7 protein-coding genes and 1 pseudogene are annotated in these 14,638 nt (G+C 36.4%); 6 read left to right on the plus strand and 2 right to left on the minus strand.

Annotated elements, in window-relative coordinates:
- Positions 1 to 282: 282 nt before the first annotated feature.
- On the plus strand, positions 283 to 879 hold the full coding sequence (locus L650_RS0102810) for an HD-GYP domain-containing protein (protein WP_004589546.1): 597 nt from the start codon (positions 283 to 285) through the stop codon (positions 877 to 879).
- A gap of 286 nt (positions 880 to 1,165) precedes the next feature.
- Here L650_RS0102810 and L650_RS0102815 read toward each other — a convergent pair whose 3' ends face one another.
- Positions 1,166 to 2,554, minus strand: coding sequence for a DEAD/DEAH box helicase (locus tag L650_RS0102815; protein ID WP_029772114.1), 1,389 nt, complete (start codon positions 2,552 to 2,554; stop codon positions 1,166 to 1,168).
- Positions 2,548 to 3,147: a hypothetical protein gene (locus L650_RS0102820; RefSeq protein ID WP_029772116.1), complete on the minus strand. Its 600-nt coding sequence runs from the start codon at positions 3,145 to 3,147 to the stop codon at positions 2,548 to 2,550. Before L650_RS0102820 ends, L650_RS0102815 begins: the two co-directional genes overlap by 7 nt.
- Positions 3,148 to 3,252: 105 nt before the next feature.
- On the opposite strand from L650_RS0102820, the gene L650_RS0102825 reads away from it, so the two are divergent.
- The 5 genes and pseudogenes from L650_RS0102825 (at position 3,253) to L650_RS0102860 (ending at position 14,631) form a co-directional block, all read left to right on the plus strand.
- Complete coding sequence (locus L650_RS0102825) at positions 3,253 to 3,561, plus strand: helix-turn-helix domain-containing protein (RefSeq protein WP_029772117.1); 309 nt, start codon at positions 3,253 to 3,255, stop codon at positions 3,559 to 3,561.
- Positions 3,562 to 4,880: 1,319 nt separating this feature from the next.
- Positions 4,881 to 5,175, plus strand: a pseudogene (locus L650_RS23505) (DDE-type integrase/transposase/recombinase); the annotation flags it as partial.
- Between the two features lie 401 nt (positions 5,176 to 5,576).
- A complete protein-coding gene (locus tag L650_RS0102845) occupies positions 5,577 to 7,823 on the plus strand; it encodes a putative bifunctional diguanylate cyclase/phosphodiesterase (RefSeq protein ID WP_223230519.1) in 2,247 nt (748 codons plus the stop codon).
- Between the two features lie 509 nt (positions 7,824 to 8,332).
- The gene (locus tag L650_RS23510) at positions 8,333 to 9,214 is read left to right on the plus strand and encodes a GGDEF domain-containing protein (protein ID WP_085065410.1); all 882 of its coding nucleotides are present in this window, start codon (positions 8,333 to 8,335) and stop codon (positions 9,212 to 9,214) included.
- 662 nt (positions 9,215 to 9,876) lie between these two features.
- Positions 9,877 to 14,631 (plus strand): EAL domain-containing protein, encoded by a 4,755-nt coding sequence (locus L650_RS0102860; protein WP_223230520.1) that lies wholly within the window; start codon positions 9,877 to 9,879, stop codon positions 14,629 to 14,631.
- Positions 14,632 to 14,638 lie beyond the last annotated feature (7 nt).

The raw sequence follows: 14,638 nt of genomic DNA on the forward strand, positions 1-14,638 counted from the left end.
TTTCTGCCCCAAAACGTGTTTAGGCGAATGCCTCAAAAGAGCGATAACCGGTCATTGAGATAGGCTAAATTTAGGGCTAATTAATAGATAAAGTTGTGTCGTTTATTCATATAGTCAAGCAAACGAGCAACGCGTATATCCTACATTTAAATTTATTTAAAATCTTGAAATACCCTCGGTTATTTGTTGGAATGTGGATAGATGAGCTTGAAGTCAGCAAAAATATGCGTGATGAGCGCACTATTAAATTGTTAGGCGTTGCTGAACAAGGAGAGATATTCAATGGCTTTTGCCCTCGCACCAGATCAAGAAAATGCTTACCCATCACTCATTACGGCATTGTGCGCGCGCGATGCGTATACTAGAGGCCATTGTGACCGCGTCTGTGCGCTTGCGTTGGAAGTGGGGCGTGCGGCCGATTTGAGTGCCCCCTCATTAGATGACTTGCGTATTGCCAGTCAATTACACGACGTGGGTAAGATTGGAGTTCGTGATACTGTTCTCTCGAAGCCTGGAAAGCTCACACCTGATGAAAGGGAAGAGATAAAGGCTCACTCGGTTATCGGTGAGAGAATAATTAGTGAGACATTCCTGACAAACAGAGACGAGGTCGCGTCTATTGTCAGACATCATCATGAAGCATTTGATGGAAGCGGATACCCAGACGGACTGGCTGGTGCCGATATTCCCCTGAGTAGTCGAATACTTTCGATCATTGATGCGTATGATGCACTGACGACTAGCAGGCCATACCGCATGGCTAAATCGCACCTTGAAACTATGAATATCTTGAAGCATGAAGTGGACACGAAGTTTGATCCAAATATTTTTTTGTTGTTTACAAAAGTCATAAAGGCCAGTTCGGCACGTGCCTCGTAAACGCTCGTTCCTAGAATACGGTGAACGCTGCCTAAAAAGTCTCTGCAGATGACATTTGATCCGCCACCCACTTTTTTGCTAACGCAAAAGCAGGCGTTGTCTCAAATGCACCTGAGCTCAGGCGTTGCTAATGTCTGCAAATGGCACAGAGCCGACCTTCGGCTCTAACTCGTTTTTGTCCAAAAGCGAGCTAGAGCGATCATCCGCTTTACGCTCATAGCGACTTGTCAGATGAAACCTAAGCCTAATCATTAAAACTCTATGGTCTGATATGAATTATTTCAAATTATCCTGCTAAAAATGTCTCTATTACCCGCTCTCTAAACCCACCAAAGGCCTGTAAAAAGCTTGCTTCTTGAAGCTCCGTTTTCAGCTGACTTGATTCGTTTGATCCCCATGAAAATAATAAATCATCAATTTCATCAACTGGCTGACTACCGCATCTATTGGAGTATGTCTTTTTATGGTTCTCTGTTCCAAGATACTCATTAGCTATGGCGTTATTTCTTATCAATATGCAAGTGTCGGGTAGCTCTTGGTCAATTCTATTTGCAAAGGTGGTTAGTGTTTCTTCGGCGAGGGTGAATAGCCAAGCTTCTTGGTTTGGGGAACTATTTACTCTTAATATTCGTCCCAAAACTTGCCTGAAATAAAGCTCAGTTTTAACTCTGCTTAAATGGCAACACACTTGCAGCCTAGGTATGTCAGTACCTTCCGACACCATTCCAACGCTTACAATCCATTGCGTGTTGCTAAAGCGAAAATGGTTAATTCTATCGCCAGCATCACTTTCTTTGTAAGTAACTATGGTTGCTGATTGATGAAAAAGGTCAGTGAGTACAGTCACTATCTGCTCTGCATGCTCAACAGAAGAGGCCACAATTAACCCTGCGGCATTGCTATTCTGATGCCTAATAGTGGCAAGTTTACTTACCCCTTGAGCAACAATGTAATTAATCACAGCTTCGTGCTTAATCAAGTCTTGGTAGGAAATCGATGGATCTTTTAGCAAAGACTTTAATGAGTGATAAGTTTTAGTTTCCTGTTTTGCTGTTGTTACCGAAATTTCTTCATTATCAATTAAAACAATTTTAGGGTTACGGCATACGCCATCATTTACCGCCTGTTGCAGTGAGTATGTGTAATTACACTGAATTTTATTATCAGGGTTGGTATAAGTTGCCAGCGCTATAGGTAAAAGGTCGGAGCGCCAAGGTGTGCCTGTTAAAGCTAACGTGAAAGCGGCTTGCTGTTGAATATTTTTAACAATATCTTGCCCCCATACATTGGCATCCTCAATGCTTGAACCAGCACAGTGGTGTATTTCATCAAACACCACTAACACACGGTTGTTCTTTAATAACTTCCAATAGTCGTCATTAAAAAAGCGCATATTTTGATAAGTATACGAACAACCAACTGAGCCAATAACACCGTCAAAATTACAATTTAACCGTTTAGCAAACGTCTTTCTAATGCCATTTGCAACCTCACTAGAGGGTGAAAAGCAAATCACAAAGTCTATTTGCTTAGTTTCAAATAAGTATGCTGCAACTTCTGCCGCCAATACAGTTTTACCGGCCCCAGGTGTAGCTAAACAAAAAAAGTGCTTATGGCTTTGAGAGTGGTGCTTTTTAACTGCCGATAAGCAGGCTGTTTGCCAACCCCTTAACATGGTTGTTTTTCTGTTATTTTATTACCCCTTGAATTTAAGCCCAATAAAGTCTGCAAAGCATTTATTTTGCCAAGTAATTTAATCGACTTTTCCTTAGCTTGAGTGTGATGCAGTTGCAACTTTTCTTGCAGCTTAGGGTAGCGTGCAGAAAGGCGCTGATACTCTTTAGCTTCTTCAAGTACAGTATTTAAATCAATTTCGTATGTTAATAAATCTTTTTTAAGTTCTTCTTGGTACTCAATAACTTTAACTGTTTCGGCCGAAATATCAGGAGCGCCAATATTTGCAGTATCTATTTGTTTTACTTTGCCTCGCCTTGAAGTAGGGACGATCTCTAAACTTGAAAAAAGCTCTGTTGTTGAATATATAACCTCCTTAGCTCCCTTGTTTAATTTGTTGGTTCGTCTTAAGAGTCCATTTGCAACATTGCGAGTTAATTGGCGATATACAAACTTTCGGGTTTCTACTGCATCAGTAAACTCAGATTGTTCACGCAATAAAGCCTCTTTCGCTTGCGTCACTGTGAAATTATTCATCTGTTTGATTACCAAAAGAAAATGTAAAAATACATTCATATTCGCTTTTTTACTCATTGCTAAACCTTACCACTCACCATAAACTTAGGATTCCTAAGTATACATGCTCATGTAAAAACTAGACAATCATTTAAATGTGAGAGTTACCAAGATGAAGCAACGGTGCAGGTTAAATCCTTTTTTACAGAGCGTCTTAAAGAGGCTCGAAAGCGAATGAAAATAAGCCAAAAAGAGTTAGGTATTAAAATGGGGATGGATCCAAGTTCAGCCAGTGGCAGAATGAACCATTACGAAACAGGTCGCCACATGCCCGACTTAGCTACTTTAAAAAAGCTAGCAACCGAACTAAATGTTCCCGTAAATTACTTTTTTTGTGAATCAGAAGAAAGCGCAACTTTGGCATGTTTAATCGAAAAGCTTGATGACGAAGGAAAGCGTAAGCTCATTGAGCTATTGGAAGAAAAGAATTGATAATTTGTTGAACTAATGAACTAATGAACTAATACACAAAACATAGTTTATGAAGCGCTCAAAGTATTAATAAACCATTTGATAACGGTTGGAAAGAGTATGTCGGTTTTAGGTTTATCAATAAAACCAGTAAGACTAATAAGGGCTCTTTAAAATTGGGAAGCTCTAAAGACAAAATATAAGATTGAAATATCTCAACGCTAGTAAAAAACTCCCTGATCAATTCTTTTTAATCGAGAAACTAAATTAACTAGAGCTTTATCAAATTAGCGCACCTAATATACATCGCAGTGGCCATAGATATAGGCTTTATACTATACATGACGAACATTTCAACAACGGAAATTTATTTGTATAGAAATGATGAAAATTTTTATGATGAAGTAATTGATAAATAATTTTAAAGTTATTAAATAACAAAGTTTTACACTTAAATATATAATTGATTTTAGAAACGAGATGTATTTATGAGCCCGTGTTTTCTCCTTATATTATAAGAATTGATTATGAAGCCTTGTGATTAGAGTTGGGGTAAAGCTCTCTATACTTGATTCTATTCCTTAAATACGTGATATGAAGTCAATCACTCTATAACTTCAAAAGCATTTACAAGGCCAAATTAATATTCTAGCATTTATAGTAAAGCCCTTACTTTGAAATAATTAACAATAATAGCAGGGAGATAAAAAATGCAACGCTATAACTCAGTCAAATCTAGCTCAAAATGGCGCTTAAAAATAGTAGGTTTAGCTGGGGGGGTGGGGTTTTTAGCATACGTAATGTGGTATTTATTTAGAAATGCACTTCTAAATGCGAATGAGCTTACACTTTCACTTGTGCTTGGGGTACTCATCTTAACTTTATGTCTTACAATGACGCATATCTTAAATTACATTTCAAAAAAGGCTACCGCTCACGTGATGTCCGACTCCTTGAATAACTCTCTTTAATTGAGAAATTAAATCAACGAAAGCATTATCCGATTAGCGTACAGTTTCGTGTATTCAATGTGTATCGTAGCAACTAAAAATATTGGCCTATACGGGATACAGCACCGACACCAGAGCAAGTAAGGTTAGAAACTGAAGTTAAAGCCACACATAGAATGAGAGACGGTTCAGCTAGGGCAACGACAATCGCAACGAATAACTATTTTGAATTAAGCCGTTATTGCGCCGCTAAACTGATAGTTAAACTAAAGTTAGGAGCTGCCAAGTACCACAATATCAATATAAACGTGCTGGTAATGAATACCTTTAAATCCTAGATTTGTTTGATAGGTAGTTTGATAGGTAGTTTGATAGGTAGTTTGATAGGTTGAGCTGAATAGGACATGGTGCGCTGATGTAACATATATTTTGACAAGCAATCGCTGGTATTATTTAGCGGTTGTTATTGATTTATTTGCACGCAAAGTTGTGGGTTGGGCCATGTCATTGTCACCGGATTCTAACTTAACGCTAAAAGCGCTTGAGCTAACTACGAAAGTAGAGGCAGATCAAGTTGATGGATGTTTCACTCAGACTAGGGAGTCACTATACAAGCTTGAAGTACCGCCAACGTTTATGGCGTTATAAAATCACACAAAGCATGACGCGGTGTCGGTGGTGTTATTATCTTGTTGTTGGTAGTGTAATTTAGTTACTAGTTAAATATTATTATGCATTGTATTAATTTACTAACCCTTTTACACTGCAAGAAACGTAGCTTGATAAATCGATTCACATTATATGCACTTTAAAGTAACAAATAGCGCGGCGAGTATTTTCTATAGTGCTATCATTTATTTTCATTTCATTATTTTCGTTTTAGGTATAATCGAGCTCCTATTTTATAAATATGAGCTGATGCACGTTATTGGCCTTAAAACAGCACTAAACTCGCTATTGATTATGGCAGTACTCATACTGATAAAAAGGGTGAGCCTAAACGTAATAACAAAAAAGTACAAAGTTTTAATAGTTGCAGCTTGCTTCTTGTGCTTCCTTTTAATGCAGGTTTCCGTTTGGTTTCATATGCTGCAAAACTTTCATATTGGCTTGATTGACTCGAATCCATTTACTTTTTCTTTATCTGCTGTTTTCTTGTTTACGCTTTTTGCTGCAATTTTTGTGAAAGCTTTTCACAAAAATGTCCAAATTATCGAAATGAAGAGAATAAAGTTAGTTGTATTCATTGCAGTCTCTATTGGAACAGCCGTTTGGCATCAAGCTTCATTAAGTGTGGTAAAAGCTGAAGAGGCTAATGCGAGGGCGAAGATTAATTTGATAGAAACAATGATAAATAAATCTATTGAAGCACAAATAAAAGCCCTTTCCAGAATCAAAGCACGAGTTAACAATGAGAGTTTTGATGATTTCAAGCGCCTTCTAGATATAGACCAAAAAACCTATACCAACGATTACAATATTATTAAGGGGGTATTAGTTCTTGATAGCGAACTTAACTTCGTTTCAGGGAATACTTTTTCAAGACATTTCTACTTAAACGGTATGCTAGAAAAACCAATAATAAAAGCATGGTTGACGCGAGATCTTGATGACATTCAGTTTGCAGCAAATTCACTCACCCTAAACTCAGCAGCCCCCACTCTTATGCTGTTAGCCACTGTTGAATTAGCGACAAAAAATAAATACTACATATTAAATTTGCTGGATATTAATTTATTGCTAGATAAAGACTATTTACACTATTTAAGTCGATACGATACTTATTTAGAATTGACAAAAAGTGTATATTTTTCAGTGGATTATAATAATGAAAATAAAACAGACTTAAGTGAACTAATTAATGGTTATAATCACTTTATCACACAGAAAATCAATGTCATGGATCTAGTTGAGCATGAGGTTTATAGTTTTATTAATGATTATGACTCTATACATACTGACACAATAATTGATCAGTCAATACTTTGGCTCACTTCTATTTTTATATTTATTTTTGTTCAAGTAGCAGACTCCTCTAGGGTTATTCAGTTTAGAGCAAAGCATGACGAGCTCACGGGGTTACTCAAATTAACAGCTTTAGAAGACGAGTTTATCAAGGTCACTTCTGAAAAGCATTTTAATAATTTTTCAACCGTTATTTTGAAAGTAGATTTCTTTGAAGCGATTTACATTTCTTTAGGGTATAAAATCTGCGATGAACTTATAAATAATGTATCCTTAAGAATACGCGAAAGCACTAATAATATAGCGTTGATTGCTAGAGGGGCGAGTGATAGCTTCGTTTTATATTTTTTTGATATTTCCCCAGAGTCATTAGAACAAAAAATAAAGTCTCTAATTGTCGAGCTTACTGAAGCTCACATTATTGATGATAATGAAATTAACCTTTCAGTCAGCGCTGGAGCTGCAACCTACAGACACCTTGATTCATTTAATCTTCGGTTAAATCTTCAGCAAGCGAATGTTGCTCTTGAAAAAGCGAAAGAGCTTGGTGGTAATCAATTTCATTTCTACCAACAGTCTATGGAAGATAAGTATAATGAAACCGTTACTATCAGAAATGACTTACAAAATGCACTTAAGAACGATGTATTAGAAGTATTTTACCAACCAGTGCATTGCTTAAATGATAGTAAGATCACCGGAGTTGAAGCACTAGTTAGATGGTCAAACGGTAATGAGTGGGTTTCACCAGCTAAATTTATACCCATTGCTGAAACTACAGGTCAAATAACTCAAGTCGGCGAGCAGGTCCTTAAAAAAGTGATCGAAGATATAAAAAAATATCCCCAACTACAAAATATAACTGTTGCAGTTAACTTTTCGACGAAACAAATAATTAAAAATGACTTTGCAAGTAATTTGCTTTCATTATTAACTGAAAATAACATTACTCTTGAAAACTTTACGGTAGAAGTTACTGAATCGTACTTTCAAGAACGGGGGGTTATTGTAAGCAAACTTATTGAATTGGTTGATTATGGGCTCAATGTTGCAATAGATGACTTTGGAACCGGCTACTCAAGCCTATCCTATCTGACACATCAGCCAGCAAATATAATTAAACTCGATCGCGAATTTACAATAGGCGCACACTTATTAAATACTAAAGAGCAAAAGCTGTTAGATACTATTATTAGGTTTTGCTACGATCTAGATAAAAGCGTAATAGTTGAGGGTGTTGAAGGTGAAGGGTTAATTAAGCACTTATCTAAATTCGAAGGTATTAAGGTTCAGGGGTATTTTTTCTCCAAGCCACTACCTATACATAGCCTCATAGACTATATAGAAAATAACAAAATTAAAGATTAACACAGACTACTCAAGTGACTGAACAGGACTTAAATGTGTTTTTATTGCAATTTCCTAGTTAAGCGCCATCAAAAAGCTTCTGAATTTAAGTTATTATGAAGGGGCTGCGTGGTTTGTTTGTTTTCAAGGTTAATTTGCAGATCTTTACGCTATCTTCAGGCATGTATACTCTGTATTGAGTGTTACTTCCAACAAATAGACTATAACGTAGCGCGTAGGGTTCTTAGTAGTAGCAATTAACCTTTGAAGAACAACTTTTACTCTCGCCGCGATTAAACCACTCCAGGGTATGTCCGCTTTAATCATAAAATACCGGCTAGACTCCAATTATTTTCCCTTTGATATGTATTATAAAAATATACAAATAGTTTCCTACTCGGCTCTTTTTCGTTGATAATATAAACAAGTGACTATTAGGTGTTTATAGCCACTTTTGTAAGTTTAATGTGAAGCACTAATAAGTGTTACACAGTTGATAGCCTTTTTTGAGATAATAATAATTGAAAGCAATGTTTGATGAATTGAATATACATGACGTGCAGCTTTTTTATGTAAATTTAGGGGAAGCCTTAGTTAAACATCACGATGGCAGGCTTAATTTATTTTATATGTTGCAATATAACGACTCACGTTGTCGGATAAAAAATGATTATAACCTTCTTTTACATAAGCTGGATTTTAGTAGCGCACTAGATCTTTCAAATACTCAAGTCGCTCATCATCAAAGGTTAGTTAATATTCAGAGAAATCTTTCAAATCTACTGGATTATGTAAGGTACACTTTGGATGAATTACAGTGCAACGATATCAAAAAAAATAGTTATCGTCATTTAATCACATTAATGAAAAGACTCGATAGGAGTATAGAAACCTTTAGAAAAGAAATTTCTAATAATTTGACATATTTGGATGAACTCACAGGTTTGCTAAATCGCTCAGCAATGGAGAAAGATTTAACCGAGCTCATAGATTTGAATAATGAACAATCTATAATTACTAGCTTATCACTTATCGATATAGATCATTTTAAACTAATTAATGATGAGTATGGGCATGCTGTTGGAGATGAAATTCTTGAATCTATAGCAGATATTATACAATCATCACTACGAGACACAGACAGTGCATATAGATATGGTGGTGAGGAAATTTTAATTGTGTTAAAAGACTCACCAATCGATGATTCGGTAGCAGCAATGCAGAGGCTTAGAGAGAAAATAAGTGACTATGTATTTATTTCCTACGAGATTGAACTTTCCGTTACTGTGTCTATTGGTGTGACACCTATAAAATCAAGCGATAAAGTATCTAGAGATACACTTATCAGAGCTGATGAATGCCTATACAGTGCTAAAGATAATGGCCGGAATCAAGTTGTATATAAAATATAACTGAGGCGGTGACTAAATCTTTATACTCTCCATCCAAGAGTTTTAAGATTTAAAGTTACCTAGCCTTTAATTTAATAGCACTATAACCTGATTTTAGCCGTTTATAGTGGACATTTGGATAATCAACATTTAGTAGTTCAGACTTCTCATTCCCTAGGTAGCCAACTTTGCTGTAATCAATTTTTATATATTCAAATACAAGCTGTCTACCCTACGAGCTGACGCTTCAAAGGCGCACTCTGGTTAGTTAACTATTTTCTCTATCCGACGTGGATGCTTCTTTCAAATCAGCATTTTGCTAATATTAAAGCCGAGATTTGGAGATACTTAGCTCTCTGAGTGCTTTAGCGCCTTCCACTTTAAATCTTCTAGATAGGATTTACGTTTGTTTTTTTGCCACGATTTACCTCTATGAGTTAGTTTTCTCATTTAATGAGGTAGCCAAACTACTGATTCAGAACACCAATAACTAAGTGGAGACGTGTGAATGAATGTGAAGTAACGGTTAATTTATAAAAATTGAACAATGGCAATTATTACCTTAGATATGTAAAATCGATAGGCGTCTGAAAATAATAGTTTTGGCATAGTTTTAATAGGGTAGGTTCAGAATTTTGTTGGGTATTTTATAAATATTAATTTGGAATTTTATGAGATTTAGGTTGAAAAAGGAGCAATATGCTTCATTAAAGTATAGTTTATTTTGGACTAGCTTGACTTTTTTATTTGTCAGCATTCCATTTCTAGGGGTTAAGAAGTTTCAGCACCTTAGTGACAGTGGTTTTAGCACCTCCTTACCTATCAATACTATGCTCTTACTAGCCTTAACTGCTGTGTCACTGATTTCTATTGTACAAAAAAGAAATATCCTCTTTACGTTTAGCCTTGGTATTATGGCTACTATATTGTTTATTAGCGCACTTAGTTATACAAATAAATTAATTTCAAACTTTACCATGCCTTGGCTACAGTTCTTCTGTTGGGTTCTGGTCTTAATTGGTTTGCTTAGTGCCTATAAAAAGCAAAGTCCTTTTTTTAGAAAGTGCAGTGTGATCAGTTTTAGTATTCTGGTAGTTGTAGTCATATCTTTATTCTCTGTTAACTCTGGCTCTTTAGGTAGTTTGCAATTTAGTACAACTCCTTATGAATCCTCAAACACTTCTATTTTTCTCCTTTTTAGTGCTGCTGCTGGGTTGACTATACCAATGGCTTCTCTCTTTGATATTAAAGCTCATAGTCGTAGTTTAGGCAGTTGGCTTGTACTACTACTTGCAACTTTCACATTTTTGCTGTGGTTAGATTTTATGCATCAAATAGAAGATGCTAATGGAAAAGTAGCCAAGGAAACTTTATCAAAAATTCAGCAACAAACAGAACAAACTATAAAAGAACAGAAAAGCTTGATGCAAAGGTTAAGCGATCGTATTACTGGAAGTGATTTTATTTACCCTCCAAAACAGTTGAATTTAGATTTTAAGACCTACTTACGTGATTTTAGCTATCTTGACTATATTTCTATTTTAAACAGTTCAGGAAATTTGCACTACTCCGCAGCACAAACTATAGCTATTAAAAAATGGTACGACGACTATGTTGCTACTAAATCAATTTTGTGGCCAGAACAACGTGATAACGAGAATGACGAAAACGCTTATTTTTATTATGACAATCGAATAGATCATACCTTCTTTACTCTACGACTACGTGAGCCTAACACGCATGAGTTATCTGTCATAGTTGCAGGAATAAACTTCAAACAACTGATGCAGTCAATAATTCCTCTAATTGTACCCAGAGGTTATGCCGTCACTTTAGCCCATGAAAATAGTCAAAAACTTTTAGTAAGTCAGCTTGAATCTACGCGACAATACTTTTTATTAAGTAAGAACAACCTTCACAATTCGCAAAGTGAAATGAGATGGCAGTTATCTTTGTATCAAGATTTTGATATTCGACCTAACTATGTCCAGCAGGAAGCAGGATTGATATTAATTGCTGGATGGTTAGCTTGCTTTTTAGCATTGCTATCTCAACAGTATCAGCAACAAATTCATATGCATAAGACGCGTTTAATTTCCGGAAACCGAAAACTCCGCAAAAGCCTTAGTTTACAAAAAAAATTGAAAACACATCATATGAAGTTTATGGAAAATTCAGCCGATCTATTACTTATTGTTGATGGGGATGGAAGGATTTTAGAGGCCAGTCATTCCAGTTATACAATATTAGGTTATACCGCAGAGGAACTTAATGGCAGGATGTTTATGGATTTTGTGCATCCAGGTGATCATCAAGCCACTGAGCATGAAGCTCAAAACATCATTGAAGGGCAACATACTAAGCAATTTCGGAATCGGTATATTCGCAAAAGTGGTGATGAGGTGCATTTAATGTGGTCAGCACAATATGTGGCTAGCATGCAAACATTGTATGCCGCAGGGAGAGATATCAGTGAATTAATTAAAGCAGAAAGCTATCAAAAAGCGCAGCAGCAAATTTTACACCTGATTTCGGTCGATGCCCCACTTGACGAAATATTAAAGAGAATATGCTTAATGGCGGAAATTCATTATCCGGCGGTTAAGGCATGTGTGATGCTCAAAGTTGGTCAGAAACTAAAGATTGCCTCAGCGCCCTCATTTAGTAAGCAATATCATTCAGCGTTAGCTAATATCGATATAGATGATAATGTGGTTTCATGTGGTACAGCAGCTTTTAATACTAAGTTAGTAATTACAAAAGATATTAGCAGTGATAAAAGTTGGCAGGGTTACGCAGAGGCTGTTTTAACTGAACAACTATTGGCCTGTTGGTCATTACCAATGGTAACAAAAGAACATAATATACTAGGCACATTTGCGCTTTACTGCAAAGAGAGTAGAGCGCCGAATTCGGAAGAGCTGGAGTTATTAAGCAGTTGCTGCCGCTATGCTGCTAATGCAATAGAGCGTACAGAGCAAAAGCGTTTATTGTCAGAAAGCGAGCAACGCTTTCGCTCGTTGTATCAGTTTAATCCTGATCCGGTTTATATTTTAGACCAGCAAGGTTGTTTTACAGCAATGAACAGATCAGGCTGTGAATTATTACAGTGGCCGTTAACTGATTTACAACACATTCACTTTGCTGATGTTATTGTTGAAGAACATCTATCTCGGGTTACGAAATACTTTAAGAATGCTTTAACTGGTAATTCGGAAAGCTTTGAAGCGAGTATAGTAAGTAGTAAAGGCTCGCAACACGAATTAAACATAACAATAATCCCCACCTGGGTTAATGGCAAAGTAGTTGGTGTTATTGGTATTGCTAAAGATATCACTGAGCGCTTAAAAATAGAAAAACAACTTAAGTTGTTTAAAAGAGCGGTTGATGCAAGCTCAAATGGGGTCATCATCAGTAATATTACCCAAAAAGATATGCCTATAAGCTATGTTAATTATGGATTCGAGAAACTCACGGGCTATAGCCAAGCAGAGGTTGAAGGTAAAAACTGTCGCTTCCTACAAGGTAAAGAGCGGGACGAGATGGTTACTAAGCAAATTCGTAATGCCATCGCGGCAGAACAGGAAGTTAGCGTAGTACTGAGGAATTACCGTAAAGATGGCAGTGGCTTTTGGAATAGTTTATTTTTATCACCAGTACCTAATGATGATGGGGTCATTACTCATTATATTGGTATTCAAACTGATATAAGTGGACAAAAAAATTATGAAGATGAACTTGCTTTTAATGCGTTTCATGATTTATTAACTGGCTTACCCAACCGAAAGTTATTACATGACAGATTATCGCAAAGTATCAAGATCAGTTCACGCCATAAAGAGAAAGTTGCAATACTCTTTATTAACCTAGATGGCTTTAAATTAATTAACGACAGTCTCGGGCACTTAGTTGGTGATGAGGTTCTCTGTAAAGTAAGTGCACAAATTAATAAACAAATTCGTTCAGGCGATACACTAGCTCGAGTCGGTGGAGATGAATTCATATTAATGCTTCCGGATTTAAATGAACTTAATCAATTAACAATTATGGCTGAACGGGTTCTTGGTGTAATCTCTGAACCATTTTTAATAAGTGGTAAAGAGCTAGAGTTAACTGCAAGTATTGGTGTTAGTGTTTTTGATGAGGGCATACATGGGCCTATAGAGCTTATTAAACGGGCTGATTTAGCTATGCAAAGAGCAAAACAAGTCGGTCGTAATAATATTCAGTTTTACGAATCTGGCATGGAACAAACTCTTAGTAAACGACTCAGTCTCAGAACAATGCTAAAGCAAGCGGTAGCAAATCAAGAATTTGAGCTCTTTTACCAACCACAAGTAGCAGCAGACAACGGGCATATTATAGGCATAGAAGCGTTATTACGGTGGCAACACCCAGAACTTGGGTTTATTGGACCTGATGAATTTATCCCAATAGCAGAGGAAATGGGGTTAATCGTTGAAATCGGTCAATGGGTGATTGAGGAAGCTTCCAATTACAACCGCTCTTTGCAACAGCGAGGCTTGGCTAAGGTTATAATGGCGGTTAACTTGTCTTCACTGCAATTTCAACGTGTGAGCTTTGTAGAGCAATTAGAAGCAGCATTGAACAAAGCAAAATTAGAACCTAAGTGGTTCGAGTTAGAATTAACCGAATCACTATTATTAGAAAACATCGAACAAGTTGTAGATAAACTACAGCACCTGAAACAATTAGGTATCAGTATTGCTATCGACGATTTTGGAACTGGTTATTCCAGTTTAACCTATTTAAAGCGCCTACCAATTGATAAGCTAAAAATAGACAAGTCATTTATACGAGAGCTAGTAACCGATCAAAAAGATACAGCCATTACCCGTGCGATTATTGCGATGGGGCACCAATTAAATTTAAAAGTGGTTGCGGAAGGGATCGAGACGTTGTCGCAAGCGAATTTACTAAACAAGTATGGCTGCGATGAACTACAGGGCTATTATTATTCCAAACCGTTACCTAAAGATAAGTTTGAATCTTTTTTAGAGCAATACTCTCCGATACATGCCCTTGAAACTAACGCTTGTTTACCTAGTTTGCTTCTTGTAGATGACGAAGAAAACATACTACATTCTTTAAAAAGAGTTTTACGCAAAGAGCCAATAAATATTCTCACTTGTAATAGTGCCTTAGAGGCATTTAATCTACTTGCGTTACACGATATACAAGTGATTGTCTCAGATCAGAGAATGCCTGAAATGAGTGGCACTGATTTTTTTAAAGAAGTGAAAGAAATGTATCCTGACACAATTAGGATGATTTTATCTGGCTATACTGATCTTCGCTCCGTAACAGAGGCGATTAACAAAGGTGCTATTTATAAATTTCTCACTAAGCCTTGGAGTGATGAAGAGCTTAAAAGAGAAATCCTATCTGCTTTTCGTATGCACAAGCAACGTTTTTAATAAAAGT

The organism is Pseudoalteromonas sp. TB51, assembly GCF_000498055.1.
GTDB lineage: Bacteria > Pseudomonadota > Gammaproteobacteria > Enterobacterales > Alteromonadaceae > Pseudoalteromonas > Pseudoalteromonas atlantica.